At 59.4% G+C, this 15,357-nt stretch carries 17 protein-coding genes and 2 tRNA genes; 11 read left to right on the forward strand and 8 right to left on the reverse strand.

Translation table 11 applies throughout. The features are described from left to right. Nucleotides 1–6 precede the first annotated feature (6 nt). The 4 genes from BDD14_RS12485 to BDD14_RS12500 form a co-directional block, all read right to left on the reverse strand. A complete protein-coding gene (locus BDD14_RS12485; RefSeq protein ID WP_130419092.1) occupies nucleotides 7–600 on the reverse strand; it encodes a hypothetical protein in 594 nt (197 codons plus the stop codon). Nucleotides 601–630: 30 nt separating this feature from the next. Then, entirely contained in the window at nucleotides 631–1,674 is a 1,044-nt protein-coding gene (locus BDD14_RS12490) for a YheT family hydrolase (protein WP_130419093.1), read from the reverse strand. Beyond that, nucleotides 1,674–2,474 carry a DUF72 domain-containing protein gene (locus BDD14_RS12495; RefSeq protein ID WP_242617913.1) on the reverse strand — a complete coding sequence of 267 codons (801 nt, stop codon included), beginning with the start codon at nucleotides 2,472–2,474 and terminating at the stop codon, nucleotides 1,674–1,676. The genes BDD14_RS12490 and BDD14_RS12495 overlap by 1 nt, the downstream gene beginning before the upstream one ends. Nucleotides 2,475–2,537: 63 nt before the next feature. Beyond that, nucleotides 2,538–2,612 (reverse strand) — tRNA-His (locus tag BDD14_RS12500). A 67-nt stretch (nucleotides 2,613–2,679) separates the two neighbouring features. Here BDD14_RS12500 and BDD14_RS12505 point away from each other — a divergent pair. Both BDD14_RS12505 and BDD14_RS12510 read left to right on the forward strand, forming a co-directional pair. Beyond that, the gene (locus BDD14_RS12505; RefSeq protein WP_130419095.1) at nucleotides 2,680–3,219 is read left to right on the forward strand and encodes a DUF4112 domain-containing protein; all 540 of its coding nucleotides are present in this window, start codon (nucleotides 2,680–2,682) and stop codon (nucleotides 3,217–3,219) included. Between the two features lie 39 nt (nucleotides 3,220–3,258). Beyond that, nucleotides 3,259–3,335 (forward strand) — tRNA-Pro (locus BDD14_RS12510). Between the two features lie 1,069 nt (nucleotides 3,336–4,404). Here the strand turns inward: BDD14_RS12510 and BDD14_RS12515 are convergent. After that, nucleotides 4,405–5,352, reverse strand: a complete 948-nt coding sequence (locus BDD14_RS12515) for an oxidoreductase (protein WP_130419096.1) — start codon at nucleotides 5,350–5,352, stop codon at nucleotides 4,405–4,407. A gap of 101 nt (nucleotides 5,353–5,453) precedes the next feature. Next, nucleotides 5,454–6,701 carry a tyrosine--tRNA ligase gene (tyrS, locus tag BDD14_RS12520; protein ID WP_130419097.1) on the reverse strand — a complete coding sequence of 416 codons (1,248 nt, stop codon included), beginning with the start codon at nucleotides 6,699–6,701 and terminating at the stop codon, nucleotides 5,454–5,456. A gap of 45 nt (nucleotides 6,702–6,746) precedes the next feature. Here tyrS and BDD14_RS12525 point away from each other — a divergent pair, with 45 nt between their 5' ends. Together BDD14_RS12525 and BDD14_RS12530 are read left to right on the forward strand one after the other, a co-directional pair. After that, a complete protein-coding gene (locus tag BDD14_RS12525; RefSeq protein ID WP_130419098.1) occupies nucleotides 6,747–7,157 on the forward strand; it encodes a DUF3253 domain-containing protein in 411 nt (136 codons plus the stop codon). Nucleotides 7,158–7,463: 306 nt separating this feature from the next. After that, nucleotides 7,464–7,877 carry an MmcQ/YjbR family DNA-binding protein gene (locus BDD14_RS12530; RefSeq protein WP_341273306.1) on the forward strand — a complete coding sequence of 138 codons (414 nt, stop codon included), beginning with the start codon at nucleotides 7,464–7,466 and terminating at the stop codon, nucleotides 7,875–7,877. Between the two features lie 11 nt (nucleotides 7,878–7,888). On the opposite strand, the gene BDD14_RS12535 is transcribed toward BDD14_RS12530, so the two are convergent. Next, complete coding sequence (locus tag BDD14_RS12535; RefSeq protein ID WP_207231727.1) at nucleotides 7,889–8,296, reverse strand: DoxX family protein; 408 nt, start codon at nucleotides 8,294–8,296, stop codon at nucleotides 7,889–7,891. A gap of 99 nt (nucleotides 8,297–8,395) precedes the next feature. Here BDD14_RS12535 and BDD14_RS12540 point away from each other — a divergent pair, with 99 nt between their 5' ends. The 7 genes from BDD14_RS12540 (at nucleotide 8,396) to BDD14_RS12570 (ending at nucleotide 14,310) form a co-directional block, all read left to right on the forward strand. Continuing rightward, entirely contained in the window at nucleotides 8,396–9,187 is a 792-nt protein-coding gene (locus tag BDD14_RS12540; RefSeq protein ID WP_242617914.1) for an SDR family NAD(P)-dependent oxidoreductase, read from the forward strand. 8 nt (nucleotides 9,188–9,195) lie between these two features. Next, nucleotides 9,196–10,047, forward strand: a complete 852-nt coding sequence (locus BDD14_RS12545; protein ID WP_130419101.1) for a hypothetical protein — start codon at nucleotides 9,196–9,198, stop codon at nucleotides 10,045–10,047. A gap of 70 nt (nucleotides 10,048–10,117) precedes the next feature. Beyond that, a complete protein-coding gene (gene fabZ / locus BDD14_RS12550) occupies nucleotides 10,118–10,645 on the forward strand; it encodes a 3-hydroxyacyl-ACP dehydratase FabZ (protein WP_130419102.1) in 528 nt (175 codons plus the stop codon). Then, nucleotides 10,642–11,427, forward strand: a complete 786-nt coding sequence (lpxA, locus tag BDD14_RS12555) for an acyl-ACP--UDP-N-acetylglucosamine O-acyltransferase (RefSeq protein ID WP_130419103.1) — start codon at nucleotides 10,642–10,644, stop codon at nucleotides 11,425–11,427. The genes fabZ and lpxA overlap by 4 nt, the downstream gene beginning before the upstream one ends. A 111-nt stretch (nucleotides 11,428–11,538) precedes the next feature. Then, entirely contained in the window at nucleotides 11,539–12,765 is a 1,227-nt protein-coding gene (locus BDD14_RS12560) for a hypothetical protein (protein WP_165420049.1), read from the forward strand. Further along, nucleotides 12,762–13,643 carry an LpxI family protein gene (locus BDD14_RS12565; protein WP_130419105.1) on the forward strand — a complete coding sequence of 294 codons (882 nt, stop codon included), beginning with the start codon at nucleotides 12,762–12,764 and terminating at the stop codon, nucleotides 13,641–13,643. Before BDD14_RS12560 ends, BDD14_RS12565 begins: the two co-directional genes overlap by 4 nt. A gap of 124 nt (nucleotides 13,644–13,767) precedes the next feature. Next, nucleotides 13,768–14,310, forward strand: coding sequence for a peroxiredoxin (locus BDD14_RS12570; RefSeq protein ID WP_130423054.1), 543 nt, complete (start codon nucleotides 13,768–13,770; stop codon nucleotides 14,308–14,310). 82 nt (nucleotides 14,311–14,392) lie between these two features. On the opposite strand, the gene BDD14_RS31795 is transcribed toward BDD14_RS12570, so the two are convergent. Further along, the gene (locus BDD14_RS31795; RefSeq protein ID WP_165420050.1) at nucleotides 14,393–15,199 is read right to left on the reverse strand and encodes a hypothetical protein; all 807 of its coding nucleotides are present in this window, start codon (nucleotides 15,197–15,199) and stop codon (nucleotides 14,393–14,395) included. Nucleotides 15,200–15,357 lie beyond the last annotated feature (158 nt).

The raw sequence follows: 15,357 nt of genomic DNA on the forward strand, positions 1-15,357 counted from the left end.
CGACAGTTATGACGTCGCGAAGGCGCGTCCGCGCAGAAGTGTAGAGACGTCGGCCAGCGCTGCACCCCAGCGGTCTTCGGCAGCTTGTTCATCATGGCCGAGGGCCTTGAGGTAGAGGCTGACGGTGAAGCCCTCCTGCGGCCCGGTCAGGTCGATCAGCGCAGGCCGCAAGGTGCACTCGAGTGCGGCATAAGGATGCTCGAGCGAAGTTGCGAGGCGCGTGATGCGGTGCAGGAGCTGCTCGTGCTGGTGGAAGGAGACGAAGACGGAGCGTTCGCGCCAGACGAGGTCGATGTAGCTGGCGATGCCTGTGGGGGCATCTTCGAGGATGAGGTCGAGTTCATGCCGCAGCGGCTCGAGCTCGTCGGGAGCGAGGCTCCATACATCGCATTTGGCAGTGAAGACGGGCGAACGCGTGGCATTGAGTGCACGCAGGGCATGCATCAGCGGGGGATGCTGCGCGGCCTCTTCGAGCCAGTCGAGATCGTACGGGTTCTCGCGAAGATCGATGAAGTGACGCGAAGGATCGTCGGGATCGGCCCAGGGAACGACGAGGACGGGATCGTCTGCGCCGCATTCGACGGACCACTCGGAGAGCATCTTTCTATCTTAGCGGCAGTAAAGAGATGGTCAGGCGTGATCCAGCAGAAAAGCCATCAGGGTGTGCTCGGCCCAGTAGCCGTCGTAGCTGGTAGACGGATCGGGCGCAGCGAGAAAGGCGCAGTGTCCGCCGCGAGTGCTTTCAAGGAAGGTGATGTTGGGATTTGCGGCGATCTTCTGGCGGCTGTCGGGCAGCAGGCGAATGAAGGGATCGTCGGCGGAGTTGAGAATGAGTATGGGTACGGCGATGCGATCGAGCACGCGCGCGCTGGCGGCACGGTAGTAGTAGTCGTCCGCACCCGTAAAGCCGGAGTAGAAGGCTGTGATGCGTTCGTCGAAGGCACGGATGGAGCGGATGCCGTCTGCACGGCGGGGATCGTAGGCGCGAGGAAACAGCGCAGCCTTGCGCCGGTAACGCGCGAGAAGAGCGTAGAGAAACTTGATCTCGTAGATGCGATTCTGGGGTTCGTGCAGGGAGTCGGCGGAGGGGCCGAGGTCGATTGCGGGTGAGACGCCGATGACGGAACGCAGGGATCGAGGAGCCGAGGCGGCGAGATCGCCGGCGAGTTTGAGGACGAGGTTGCCTCCCATCGAATAGCCGATGAGAGAGATCGAGGTGAGTCCATAGAGATCGGTGAAGTGGCGCATGACGGCACCGACGTCGCCGGAGAGGCCGGAATGATAGAGGGTTGAGCTGAGCGCCTCCGTTCCGCCGCAGTTGCGCATGTTCATGCGGATGATGTTTGCGCCGGCCTGCCATAGCTTGTCCGCGTTGCCGACGACGTATTGCGAGTGGGAGGAGCCTTCGAGACCGTGCACGATGATGGCTGTCGGGCGCTGGGCGCGGACTTCGGTGGGCTGCCAATGGCAGTCGCAACGGATGCGGCTCGAGATCTCAGAACCTACAGCGGGCGCAACCTCCACGAGGATGGTTTCAGCCGGAGGAAGTGAGTGCATACGTCGGAGGAAGTTTCCCAGGATGGTTTGCAGATGTCCGTTGGAAAAGAAACGTCGCGGCGCGAACTCAGCGGCGTGAGCGACGCGCTGCGCAAGGGTCTCGAGTGCCGTCGCCATTACTGCTTCGCCTTCCTGGCGGCAATGCCTTCGAGGAAGGCAACCGCGTTGAGTGCGCCGCTGGGTTCGTCCTCGTGCTTGAAGTAGACGTAGACGTCGCGGTTGGCTGCGAGGGTTGCGAAGCGTTCGACGAAGGCGTCGAGCTCAGCGGGGGTATAGGCGCCGGTGCGGCGCAGACGAAAGCTGGTGAAGGCGGGCGCGGTGTGGACTTCGGGAGTCGCGAGGTCGTCGCTCTCGGCGATGCAGAGGGCAGCGTTATGGGAGCGGAGAATGGCGTAGATCTCGTCGTTGAACCAGGATTCGTGGCGGAACTCAAACGCGATGGAGAGCGCCCCCGGACCACGGAGGGCTGGGGCCGAAAGGAAGCTTTCAAGTCGCGCGGCGTCTGCCTTGAGGTTTGGAGGAAGCTGGAAGAGGAGAAGGCCGAGCTTGCCTGCCTGGCGCGCGGGTTCAAGCACGGAGACGAAGTAGGCGACGTCGGATTCGCAGTTTGCGAGCCGCTTGATATGTGTGATTCGCTGGGGAGCTTTGAAACTGAAGCGGAAAAAATCGGGTGTGGAGGCGAGCCAACCTTCGAGCATCGCAGCAGTGGGAAAGGCGCGGAAGGTGTAATTGACCTCAACCGAGCTGAGCTTTCTGGAGTAGAACTCGAGGAATCGCTTCGCAGGAGTGCGGTCGGGGTAGAAATCCGGTTTCCAGGTGGGATAGGCCCAGCCGGAGGTTCCGGCAAAGACGCGGGCAGCGGCCGCAGTGGCGGCGATTTCGCTGGAGGGCGGCGGCGCTTGTGGGAGTCGGGCCACGGCGTAGAAAAGAGTTGCGATACGGGTGATACCCTCAAAATGCCCGGACGTTCGAAGGGAATTTGGGGCGGCTAGTGGGTTTCGAACCCACGACATCCGCTGCCACAGAGCGGCGTTCTGCCACTGAACTATAGCCGCCGTATCACTTTCAATTGTAGCATTCAGATGCTGGCGACGGGGATATTCTTCGCCAGTTGGAGCTTCCATGAAGCCGCCCAGCCAGCCCGAGATCCTCTCCCCCCGCAGCGGCAAGGGCCGCGGGATGTTCGACGACGAAAATCTGGACATCCTGTCGCACGTGCTGGACGACTTCATCAAGATTCCCGGGACCTCGATCCGGTTTGGACTCGATGGCATCGTGGGCCTGATTCCGGGCATCGGCGATATTCTCGGCGGAATTGCATCGTGCATCATCATCATCGCGGCGTGGATTCGCGGAGTTCCCTATGTAACGCTTGCCCGCATGGTGGCTAACGTGATGATCGAGGTTGTTGTGGGCGCGATTCCCCTGCTGGGGGATGCCTTCGACATTGCATGGCGCGCAAACCGCCGCAATTATGCGCTGCTGACGGGGAGCCTCTACGAGCCGCGAAAGCACACCATCGAGAGCTGGATCTTTCTTGGCGTGATGTGTATGGTCCTGTTCGTGCTGACGATGATCCCGATGCTGTTGCTGGCATGGCTTGCGAACGGTTTGATGCATAGCCTTTTCGGCGTTGAGGTTCACTTTCCCGCGTGGCTTTAGTCATGCTTCGGAGTCCTGGTGCGATAGACTAGGGAGAGTCGGGGCGTAGCGCAGTCTGGTAGCGCATCTGCTTTGGGAGCAGAGGGTCGGGGGTTCGAATCCCTCCGCCCCGACCAAAAAATCAGGCATTTACAGCGAGTTTGGCTCCTTCGTCATGTTTGCTGTGTTGCCTTTGGTAGTCGGCCGATCATCTCGATGCATACTGAGCCGGACTATTTTCACGGTGCAGTACGGCCTCGAAGGAGCCTGTCCGAACGACGCCTCCCCATTCGTTGTTCGAGAGGGGCCGAACGATCGATTGGATATTCATACGCGGATCCATTCGAACTGCAGGCCTGCGAATTCACAACTCGGTTTCAGCTTCCGACCACTCCCTACTGTCAGTAAGCTCGCTTTCACAGCAGAACACTTTACTTCAAAGAAGTCGGGTTCAGGCGAGGCGCCTCCATCGCTGTTACGTCCTAATGCGTCAACTTCCGCTAACTGTCGAAATGTCGACACGGGTACTTCGCGCTCTCGATCTACTCTTCGGAAGCCAGAACGTATAAATGGTTTCCTAATGAACCTGATAGATACTCCGCGCCGAAGATCAACATTGGCTCTAAAAGTGCAAATGAAAATGTCAGGATCGAGATCGACTTGACCAGGGCCGATATCGTCGCGAGGCATCGTGGCAAACATAATGCCCGCGGCGGTTCTGGGGCGACCAGCTTATCCGCGGTCGAAAGCCGCGATCTCGGCCGATCCGGCCGTTTCCATGGCCGCAGGAGTAATCAATGTCTGCACAGAAACAACGGCCGTTAAATCACAGCAATAAATACAGTGCGGACTCAGCCTGCACTCACTGTGACGGTGTCATCCGTCACGAATCCTGGTGTATCACAGAAAACGCTAACGTTCGTTATGCACATCGGGCGGCCTTATTCGCCAACGAATTATGCCTTGAAGATCGTATCATCCTGCATGCCTTGGGAGTTGCTTGGCAGGAAGAAGGTGTCTAGCAATTGACACCATGTCGAAAGAGATCAAAACCGCCTGCAGCTGAGTGAGAGCCGAGAGTAGTGATGCGAGCTGCCCCGCCTATACCTGAACCCGCTAGCCCTGCTCTTCGTGGAACCGGGTCTCTGGCCTTTGCTGAAGTTGCAGGGAGTCGACTCTTAGCGCCTTCCCTGCGCTGAAAAATCCTCAAGCGAATTCGACTTCTGTCATTTCGCTGCACCTGTCCCATAGCTGGGCTGCGAGCGTCTCGCTGCGGGCGTGATCGGCGATCTTTGCCGGGCCGACGATCTCACCTTTCATCTCTCCGAGCAGCTGGGGACCGTAGTAGCCGCCATTCTCCGCATCCGGAGAGGTCGCGGCGTACAGCGTGGGCAGGGCCCCCTCCGCCTCATCGTTGAGGAAGATGCTGATCCCGTGGCCGATGACGATACGAAGCATTCTGGCCATGGAGGAGCGTTCGTCGGTGCGAAAGAGCGCTGTCGAGGCTACACCGGGATGTGCAGCGATGCTGCGGATCGGCGAGCCCTTCGCTCGAAGGCGTCGGCTCATCTGCAGAGCGAGCATAAGATTCGCGAGCTTGGAGTGCTGGTAGGCGCGAAGCGGGGAGTACGCTCTCTCCGACTGCAGATCTTCGAGTTTGAGATGGGTGCGCTTGTGAGCGATCGAAGCGATCGTGACGACGCGAGGAGGCTCAGAGGAGCTTGCGGCAGCCTGTTCGAGAGCGGGCCACAACAATCCTGTGAGAGCGAAGTGGCCGAGCACGTTGGTTCCGAACTGCATCTCGAAGCCGTCGGGGGTTACGGTGCGGCGAGGAATCGCCATCACCCCCGCATTGTTGATGAGAACGTGCAGCGGGCGCTGGCGTGCAAGTTCCTTTGCGGCGAAGTCGCGGACGGAGGCGAGCGAGGCGAGATCGAGCGAGGCCACTTCGGCGCGTAAGCCTGGAGCTTCTTCGCGAAGCCGTGCCAGCGCGGCCTCGCCTTTCGTGAGGTCGCGGCAGGCGAGAATCAGCTCGGCATCTCTGCGAGCAAGCTTCAGTGCGGCGCAATAGCCGATGCCGCTGTTGGCGCCGGTGATCAGGAACCGCCTGCCTGACAGGTTCGGAATGTGCTCAGCCTTCCACGTGCCACTCATAGGTTGAGGTTTGGACGCACGAGATCGAAGGGCGTCGCAAATTTATCTCATCCACGTCAGAAGTTTTTATCTGTCCGCGTGTCCTCAGATACCGGAGGACGCTAGGTCCACGCAACACGGACGGCGCGTTTCCCCAGACGAAGCACGGGACTGGGCCCAAGCTCGTCCACCGGGATGGTCCGATCGGTAAACTTTGCTCCGTTGATGCTGACCGCGTTCTCGCTGAGCTTTCGCGTCGCTTCGCCGGCCGATGCAGCCAGGCCTGTAAGCTGCAGCAGCTTCGGGACACGCAAGGCGTTGCTTTCCGCGACGACAAGTCCGTCGGAGTCTCTTGCGATCTGAATCACCGGAACATCTTCGCTTACGGCGCGCTGCTGGAACTGCGTGGCCCAGCCTTCGGCGGCGGCATCGGCCGCGGCCTGCGAGTGGAAGTCGCGGGTGATGGTGTGGGCCAGGTTCTTCTTGGCCTGCATGGGATGAAGTTTTCCCTCTGCGACCTCGGCCTGCATGGATGCGATCTCGGAGCCGCGCAGGTCGGTGAGGAGCGTCCAGTACTTCCACATCAGGTCGTCAGAGATCGACATCAGCTTGCTGTACATCTCGAACGGAACCTCGTGGATGCCGATGGCGTTGTTCAGGGACTTCGACATCTTCTGCACACCGTCGAGGCCCTCGAGGATAGGCGTCATCAGGATGATCTGCTGAGGCTGACCGAAGTGCCGCTGCAGGTCGCGGCCGCGCATGAGGTTGAATTTCTGATCGGTGCCACCGAGCTCGACGTCGTTGTGGAGCGCGACGGAGTCGTATCCCTGGGCGATGGGGTAAATCATCTCGTGGACGCCAATGGGCTGCTCCTGGTTGAAGCGCTTGTGGAACTCCTCGCGCTCGAGCATCTGCGAGAGAGTGAATTGAGCCATGAGCTTGACGAGATCGTAGTAGCTGAGCTTGTCGAGCCATTCGGAGTTGTAACGGACCTCGGTCTTTTCGGGATCGAGGATCTTAAAGACCTGCTCCTTGTAGGTCTCGGCGTTGGCTGCGATCTGCTCGGGCGTCAGAGGCTTGCGCGTGACGTTGCGTCCGGTGGGGTCGCCGATGAGCGCGGTGGAGTCACCGATGAGGAAGATGACCGTGTGACCGAGCTGCTGGAAGTGGCGCAGCTTGCGGATCAGAACGGTGTGGCCAAGGTGAAGATCGGGAGCGGTGGGATCGAAGCCCGCCTTGATCCGCATCGGCTTGCCGGATGCAATGGACTGCTGGATACGCTCTTTGAGAGCCTCGACGGGGATGATCTCGGCGGCACCTTTGGTGATGAGATCGAGCTGGTCTTCAACGGATGGAAATGTCGACATGGTCGTTTTTCAGTATAAAGAGGCCGGAGGGTCCGCGACGCCGTAATGCCCGACCGAAGACGCAAGCCGGAACGAATCACGCTACCCAAGGACAAGATCTGCAAAGCCTGTGGGCAAGCCTTCTCCTGGACGGAGAAACGCACCCGGGACTGGGATATTGCGAAGTACTGCGGTCGGCGGTGCAGTGGATATCTGCCTGAAGCGAAAGCGGAAGCGCTGGAAGCGGCGATCCTTGAGCTTTTGGGAGAGAGGGAGAAGGGAAAGACGATTTGCCCGTCGGAGGCGGCGAAGCGGGTTGGAGGGACTGCGGCCAGACATGACTGGGAGTCGCTGATGGAGCCTGCGCGAGAGGCCGCCCGGAAGTTGACGAAGGCAGGCAGGATTGTGGTGACTCAGAAGGATAAGGTCGTTGACTCGGTTAAGGCGAAGGGGCCCATTCGTCTGCGGTTGCCGTAAAACCTGGGAGTGGCGATCTGCTTCTCATAACAATGGCGACAGCGAGCGGACCGAGAAAACGAACTACCGCGAAGAAGAGTAATCGGTGCTGGCCTGGATTCGAGCCCACTCCTGGGAAGCGACCTGGAACAAAAGGGAGCTGTAAGCCTGTACCGGGAGCCCACAGCAAGGCGACGCGCCGGGCCACCCAAAAGGCAGCGGCGGCCTCAAAGCTCGCGAAGCAGGGCAGACCAAATCCAAAGGCCACAAAATAGCTGGCTACCCGGGCCTATACTCTGACGCATGGACGCGGAGCAGATTCGGCAAGTGGCGCTGCAGATGCCGCATGTCGTTGAGACCATGCAGTGGGGCGCGAACCTCGTCTTCTGGGTGGGAGACAAGGCGATTGGCGGAAAGATGTTTGCTCTGGCCAATCTGGATGGAGACGGCCGGGCAGTGCTCTCCTACTGCGCGGGGCCGGAGCGATACGCCGAGCTTCTGGAGCTAGAAGGAGTGATCCCAGCCCCCTACCTGGCGAGGGCGCACTGGGTGGCGGTGGAGAGGTGGGACGTTTTTCGAGCAGCGGAGTGGAAGAGTGAGTTAGCGGCGGCGCACGCTCTCGTGGCGGCAAAGCTTGCCAAACGGACTCGAGATGTTCTGGCGATGCCCCTCCGCGAACAGAGACGCCTGATCTCAGAGCGCAAAGCCGTACTGGCTGGCCGCGCCGTCAAGAAGCGCTGAAGATGCTGAGGTCAGCTGGGGATCTGGTCATTGTTGGGGTGGTGGCGACTCCCGCGCAAGACCGAGCCGAAGTGGTGCCAGTGCGCGTAGATCAGAAAGACTTCCAGTAGCGCGACAAACAACGCCATGCCGATGCCCTGCGGTTCCATCGTGATGTGAAACAGGAGGATGACCACGATGATGGGTCCGAGAATGGTTAGCGCGACTCCTACGTAGCGTCCGATGAGAAGCAGCACACCGGCGACGATATAAAGAATTCCGAAAAAGACGAACCAGCCATATTTAAACAGCAGCCCGAGGAAGACTCCGGCGTCTCCCGGAGGTGGCGTCATGGGGATGAAGTGAAGGAAGGTGTTCAACCCAAATACGGTGAACAGAAGACCGAGCAGGATGCGGGCGATGAGGACGGCTATCTTCACGAGCAATTCTCCTTGAGGATGAACTGAGCTACGTGCGAGGTTCCGTTGAAGGTTGCACCATCATAGTGGATTGGGTAGCGTCAGGATATGGAAAATGTGATGGGAAAAGGCGTTGCGCTATCGCTCACGGGTAGAACCGCATTGGTTACAGGGGGTTCGCGTGGCATAGGGGCGGCGGCGGTACGCATGTTTCGGCTGGCTGGAGCGCGGGTGTTCTTCAACTATCGCTCGGCGGATCGGCAGGCGCAGGAATTGGCAGTTGCATGTGGGGGCGAAGAGATGTGCCGGGCGGCCAGGCAGGAACTGGCGACGCCGGCGGATGGTGCGGCACTTGTAGGCGCCGCGACCGAGGCGTTCGGAAGGCTGGACTGCCTGGTGGTGAATCACGGCGTGTGGCCACCCCACGACGCGCCTATCGGATCGATGAGCGACGCGCAGTGGCGTTCGACGCTGGGAATCAATCTCGACAGCACTTTTGGACTGGTGCGAGCTGCGGTGGCCCAGATGCAACGGCAGGAGCCGCTGGACGGTGTGCGGGGCCATATCGTGCTGGTCGCCTCTACCGCTGCCCAGAGGGGTGAGGCCTTTCATGCCGACTATGCCGCCAGCAAAGGTGCTCTGATCAGCCTGACCAAGAGCCTGTCGAGCGAGCTGGCAAGTGAAGGCATCTATTGCAATTGCGTTGCTCCGGGCTGGGTGGATACAGAGATGTCTTCCGCTGCCCTGACGCACCCGGAGACGTCCAAGAAGGTGCTGGCGACGATTCCTCTGGGGCGTCCGGCGCGCGTCGAAGAGATCGCCGGACCGATACTGTTTCTTTGCACGCCCCTGGCGGGTTTTGTCTCGGGCGAGATCTTCAACGTCAATGGCGGTGCTGTACTGGTTGGATGACTGGAGCGATGATGAAGTTCTTTCTTGCCTTGTTTCTTGTACCCGGATTGGTTTTACCTGCCCGCACGCTGGCACAGGCTAGCGCCATTCCAAGTGCCGCTCCAGCCGAACTGAAGGGTACGACCCAGGAGGAGCTGGGAAAAAAACTGCTGGATGAGATGGTTGAGGCGCTGGGGGGAGAGGCATGGTTCAACCGAAAAGACCTGCAGGTCTCAGGGCGAACGGCGGCATTTTATCGTGGAGCTCCCAACGGCACCGTCATCGAGTACACCGGATGGCGAAGATTTCCGGATGCAAACCAGGCGGGAGCCGAGCGCATCGGCTTCCTCTCCGATAAAAGCATGATCCTGCCAGGAAAGAAGATCGACGTGGTGCAGGTGTGGACAGACGGCAATGGATACGAGGTGACCTTCAAGGGCCGGACGACGCTGCCGAAGGATCAGGTAGCGGATTATTACCGGCGGCAGGATCACTCCATCGAGAGCGTGGTGCAGCAATGGATCAAAGCGCCCGGCGTCATGGTGCTCGCCGAAGGCTCGACGATGGTGGAGCGGCGCATGGCCGACAAGGTGACCGTACTGAGCGCCAACAACGATGCCGTCACCATCGAACTCGATGCCACTACCCATCTACCGCTGCGACGAACGTTCAAGTGGAGAAACGAGAAATTCGGAGACTTTGACGAAGAGGCGGAGACCTACGCCGACTATCACACAGTCCAGGGGCTTCCTACGGCTTACAACATCACCCGCTACCGCAATGGAGACATGCTCAATCAACGCTTCCTCACGAAGGTGATCTACGCCCAGGGACTGTCTCCCGACCTGTTTAATCCGGACAACCTGCTGAAGAAGAAGTAGTCGGCACACTTTGAAAGGATGGTTCCCGCGGCTGAAGCCTTAAGCCCAGCGGTTTATACTCAGGTCTGCCATGACTGAATCGACTGAAAAGCCTGACGTTCCGCCCGCGGCGACCGAGACGCCGGAGGCAAAGCAGACCATGGACATCCTCGAGATCATGTCCATCCTGCCGCATCGGTACCCGTTTCTGCTGATCGACCGTGTCGTTGAGATCGAGCGGCGGCAGCGTATCGTCGCCATCAAGAATGTGTCCTTCAATGAACCGCAGTTTCAGGGGCATTTTCCCGACTATCCCATCATGCCGGGGGTTCTGATGGTTGAAGCCATCGCGCAGGCAGGAGGAGCGCTGCTGCTGACCGAGATTCCGGATCGCGGGAACAAGCTGATGGTCTTCACTGGAATCGACAGCGCGAAGTTCCGCAAACCGGTGGTGCCTGGCGATCAGGTTCGCATCGAGGTGAAGGTGTTGAACTGGCGCTCGGCGGCGGTGCGGATGCAGGGTACGGCAACGGTTGACGGCAAGGTTGTCTGCGAGGCGATCGTGATGTGCGCCCTTGTGCCACGGCCAGCAAAGAAGACCGAGGCTAAGCCCGAGTGAGTATCCACCCCACAGCGATCGTTGCTGAAGGAGCCCGAATTCCCGAGAGCTGTACCGTCGGGCCCTACTGTACCGTGGGTGCGAACGTTGTGCTAGGTGAGCGCTGCGAACTGGTTTCTCACGTCGTGCTGGACGGCCATCTGACGATGGGCTCCGACAATCGCATCTTTTCGTTTGCCTGCCTCGGAATCTCGCCGCAGGACCTGAAGTACAAGGGCGAACCTACACAGCTTGTCATCGGCGATAAAAACAATATTCGCGAGTACGTCACGATCTCTCGCGGGACCGCGGGCGGCGGCGGCGTCACCCGCATCGGATCGAGCTGCCTGATCATGGCCTATACCCACATCGGACACGACTCGATTATCGGCAACCACTGTATCCTGGCCAATGGAGCGACCCTGGCCGGCCACGTAACGGTTGAGGACCATGCGGTAGTCGGCGCGCTGAACCCGGTGCACCAGTTCTGCACGATCGGAACGCATGCGTACACTGGCGGTGGAACGACGATCACGCAGGACGTGCTTCCCTACTCGCTGACCAGCATCGAGCGCAACAATCGTGCCTACGGGATCAATAAGATCGGCCTTGAACGGAAAGGCTTCACCTCCACAGAGATCAAGCAGCTGCGCGCCGCCTACAAGCTGCTACAAGCCTCCAAGCTCAACACCTCGGAGGCCGTGGCCGCCATTCGCGAAAAGATCGCCGCTGGCGAGTTCGGCGATAAGGTCGCCTATCTCGCCGACTTTATCGCCCGCAGCGAGCGTGGCGTCATCAAATAAAACCGAACCTCTTGCGGGAGAATCAGCGGCATGCGTTTTACCTTGATCCTCGGCTCGTTCGTGATAGCTATCGTTTGTTCTGCCCTTGGACAGGAAAGTTCATCCTGGTCGGTGGCTGATCCTGGTTTTCGTCCCGTAAATGTCACGGCGACGCGGGCTGCTCTGTGGACATGCGGTGTCGGTGAAGGTATTGCTAGCTCAACAGATGCCCAGCACTGGCAGGTAAAGCATCATGTCGACAGTGGTGGAGCGCTCCTGCTTGGGATGGGATTCACCTCGGATACCTTCGGGTACGCCTATGGCACCTCAGGTACAGTGTTGACGACGACCGATGGTGGAAGCACATGGTCGCCGCAGAAGTTTGGGACCGATACTATCCTCCAGGCGTCTTTTGCGGATGCGGGTCACGGACTTATCCGCACCCAAGCAGCGCTATCGTATCTGAATGGCGACGGGACGCTGCATGCGATTCACGAACCCGCAGACGTGCTTCAACGTTTTCCATATACAGCCTCGCTTGTGGCTCTTGCGCCGGAGAAGATGGCGATTCTTCTTTCGCAAGGGCCGGGCTCGGAGGCCGGGTTTCTAACCACCATCGACGGCGGCAAGACGTGGAGCTTTCACGATCCTCCAAACACCGGCATCGCCAGCTTCGTGCGAGCAGACGGGAGCTACTGGGCCTCCGGCCACGAGGTGGTGGACAAGGATAAGCCTGGCGGAGGCCGTGGGGTTGCGCTTGCGATGCACTCTGCGGATGGCCTGCAATGGCAGCACACAGCCAACGACGTTCACGAGTGCCAGGCGCAAAATTGCGGCGCCTGCACGGCATCAGGCTGCCTTGCCTCCGACTCGCTCATCGTGAATTTTTATGGAGCGACAACCAGGTCCATCACGATCCCCAGAGGGAGCTTGACCTCGAAATGGGCCGCTATCGACGGGCATATCTGCACGGTAGGCTCTGCGTTGAACTGCGCCGCCACGACGGAGGCAAAAGACACATCCACGCCGGGGGGACCTCGACCCACCGAGCAGGTTCCCAAGCCCCTGAATGCGGCTCCTTCTGCTGCAAGTGTGCTGAACTGCATCCTGTGCGGCATTGACCCGATTTATGTCGACGAGAAGCTGGAAGGAAGGATCCCGGTGCCGGTGAGCTTTACGGTGCGCGCCGATGGAACCGTGGAGGCGGTCGACGTAAAAGATATCGCGTCGGAGGGCCTGAAGAAGAAGCTGGCCAGTCAGATCGGGCAATGGCTGTTCGAACCTCCGATACAGAATGGCAAGCCGACCCAGGTCTCGACGAATTCAACCCTGACGATCACGGTCATGCGATCGCAATGACGAACCAATCCAAACTTGGCCTGATTGCCGGCAACGGACGCTTTCCTTTCCTGCTGCTGGACGCAGCGCGCGCCCACGGGCTTACGGTAATTGTCGCTGCGATCAAGGAGGAGACGGACCCCTCCATGAATGTGCGAGCCGCGGCGGATCCTAACGTTCGGGTTCACTGGATGTCGCTCGGCGAGCTGTCCCGTCTGATCGAAACCTTTCACTCCGAAGGCGTCAGCCGAGCCGTGATGGCGGGCCAAGTGAAGCATAAGCAGATCTTTTCGAGCATCCGGCCCGACTGGCGCCTGGCGAAGCTGCTGCTGAGCCTGCGGACGCGCTCGACGGATATGCTGTTGGGCGCGGTTGCCAAGGTGCTTGGTGACGAAGGCATCGAGCTGATCTCTTCGACGCAGTTTCTGGAGCCTCTTCTCGCGAAGCCCGGCGTGCTGACGCGGCGGGCACCCGATGACGAGGAGCGGAAAGATATCGCCTATGGACGCACCGTCGCGCGTGCCATCGCAGGGTATGACCTCGGGCAGACGGTCGTGGTGGCTGGACAAGCCTGCGTTGCCGTCGAGGCTATGGAGGGGACAGACGCTACCATCGACAGGGCCGGCGCTCTCTTCCGTACCCTTGAAGCCGAAGATGCCGTCAGAGGCGACGGCAGCGAGCGTACGACCTTGCGGCGTTCCCTTACTGTCGTAAAGGTCGCCAAACCCAACCAGGACATGCGCTTCGACGTTCCTGTCGTTGGCGTTCCGACGATCCGCACCATGCAGCAGGCGGGAGCTACCTGCCTCGCGCTGGAGGCCGGAAAGACGCTGATGTTCGATCCCTCCGCGATCGTCACTGCGGCCGACGAGGCGGGAATCGCAATCGTCGCGGAATAGGCCGGTTAACGCGGCGACGATGAATTGTCTCCACGGAGTAAAATTTGCATGCGCGGATGCCCGCGCGCGTCTTGCCGGGCTGATATCCGTCTACTAAGAGATGCTCTACAAAAGGGGAACGATGATGCGCAAAGCAATGTGGATCGCAGTGGTTTTTGGTGTCGTTGCAGCTTGTGGGTTTGGCATGAAGGCGCATGCTGCCGCGGATGAGGTGCAGGCTGGCTCAACTGCCCCCAACTTTACCCTGCCGTCACAGGAGGACAAGCCGGTAAGCCTGACCGACTACAAAGGCAAGTGGGTCGTCCTGTACTTCTACCCGAAGGACCAGACGACGGGATGCACGATTGAGGCGCACAACTTCCAGCGCGACATGGCGAAGTATGACGCCGCGAACGCCGTCGTGCTGGGCGTGAGTCTTGATACGGTCGAGGGTCACAAGGCCTGGTGCGCAAAAGACACCTTCAGCTTCAAGCTTCTCGCCGACCCGGATCACAAGGTCGTGGATGCCTACGGCGTTCCCGTTATGGCACACGGCGATATGAAGTTCGCCAGCCGGCAGACCTTCCTGATCTCGCCGCAGGGCAAGGTCGTCAAGGTATGGCCGAAGGTCGACGTTCAGGTGCACAGCGAAGAGGTGTTGGCGGAGATTGCTGCCAACAAGAAGTAAGAAGATTCAAGCAGACGCAAAAAGGCCCGGGCGCTCATGGAGAGCAGACCGGGCCTTTTTGCTTGCCTTTAGTAGATCGTGCTTACTTCTTGGCTGCCGTCTTCTTGGCGGTTGCCTTCTTGGCTGCCTTCTTTGCCGGAGCCTTCTTCACTGCCTTCTTGACGGCCTTCTTGGCTGCCTTCTTTGCCGGAGCCTTCTTGACGGCCTTCTTGACGGCCTTCTTTGCTGCTTTCTTCGTTGCCAAAGTGTTAGTACCTCTCTTCTTCATGGATTTTTTGATGATTGCCGTGACCTTCTTGCTGACCGCCTTTTTCGGGGCGACCTTCCCGCCGCGCTGGGTCCCGGCTTTCTTCGCGGCAGATCTTGTTGCGGAAGGAACAGGCTTCTTTGAGCCTTTTTTGACTGCTTTCTTCGCAGCCACCTTCTTCGGCGTAATTTTCTTCGCTGAACTCTTTTTAGCAGCGGTCTTCGAAGCTTTCTTCGGAGCAGACTTCTTCGAAGCAGACTTGCTGGCGACACTCTTCTTTTGAGCCGCCTTCTTCACTGGAGCTTTCTTTGCGGCCACCTTCTTCGCGGGTGCAGCCGCCGGCTCACTCTCGGGACGCACGGACTCTCGATTGGCAGGCGTATAAGGCTCTGAGCCGGTGGGTGGAGGAGTGAAGATACGAGCATCTTCGGAACGATCCTGCCCTTCGGTCTCTTCCCTTCCGAAGATCTCGTTGCGCTCTTCCCGGTCAAGAGTGTCGTCGTCGTCATCGTCGGAAGAGATCAGCACCTCTTCCTCCTCTTCGTCTTCACGAAACCCGCGGCCGAGCTCGTCGTCGTCTTCAAACTCATTATCGTCCGCGGCCGCTGCGTGGAACCTGATCGTCTCGTCTTCGAACATCATGATCTCTTATCCCCTGGCTGCTTTGACTTCCTGCTTCAATCGATTGCATCGTGTTTGATATCGTTTCATCCCGTTCGATACAAACTTAAATCTTACCTTCGATCCTGGCACGAGATTCTAGCAACAGGATGCCTCTGTGCGCCAGCAATGGCAAGCAC

The organism is Edaphobacter modestus (genome assembly GCF_004217555.1).
In the GTDB taxonomy this organism is placed as follows: domain Bacteria; phylum Acidobacteriota; class Terriglobia; order Terriglobales; family Acidobacteriaceae; genus Edaphobacter; species Edaphobacter modestus.

Coding starts and splice junctions, on each gene's coding strand:
- BDD14_RS31795 (WP_165420050.1), bottom strand. CDS start 15,199: ATGATGTTCGAAGACGAGACGATCAGGTTCCACGCAGCGGCCGCGGAC.
- BDD14_RS12570 (WP_130423054.1), top strand. CDS start 13,768: ATGCGCAAAGCAATGTGGATCGCAGTGGTTTTTGGTGTCGTTGCAGCT.
- BDD14_RS12505 (WP_130419095.1), top strand. CDS start 2,680: ATGAAGCCGCCCAGCCAGCCCGAGATCCTCTCCCCCCGCAGCGGCAAG.
- BDD14_RS12525 (WP_130419098.1), top strand. CDS start 6,747: ATGCCCGACCGAAGACGCAAGCCGGAACGAATCACGCTACCCAAGGAC.
- BDD14_RS12545 (WP_130419101.1), top strand. CDS start 9,196: ATGATGAAGTTCTTTCTTGCCTTGTTTCTTGTACCCGGATTGGTTTTA.
- BDD14_RS12565 (WP_130419105.1), top strand. CDS start 12,762: ATGACGAACCAATCCAAACTTGGCCTGATTGCCGGCAACGGACGCTTT.
- BDD14_RS12515 (WP_130419096.1), bottom strand. CDS start 5,352: ATGAGTGGCACGTGGAAGGCTGAGCACATTCCGAACCTGTCAGGCAGG.
- BDD14_RS12485 (WP_130419092.1), bottom strand. CDS start 600: ATGCTCTCCGAGTGGTCCGTCGAATGCGGCGCAGACGATCCCGTCCTC.
- BDD14_RS12490 (WP_130419093.1), bottom strand. CDS start 1,674: ATGGCGACGGCACTCGAGACCCTTGCGCAGCGCGTCGCTCACGCCGCT.
- tyrS (WP_130419097.1), bottom strand. CDS start 6,701: ATGTCGACATTTCCATCCGTTGAAGACCAGCTCGATCTCATCACCAAA.
- fabZ (WP_130419102.1), top strand. CDS start 10,118: ATGACTGAATCGACTGAAAAGCCTGACGTTCCGCCCGCGGCGACCGAG.
- BDD14_RS12540 (WP_242617914.1), top strand. CDS start 8,396: ATGGGAAAAGGCGTTGCGCTATCGCTCACGGGTAGAACCGCATTGGTT.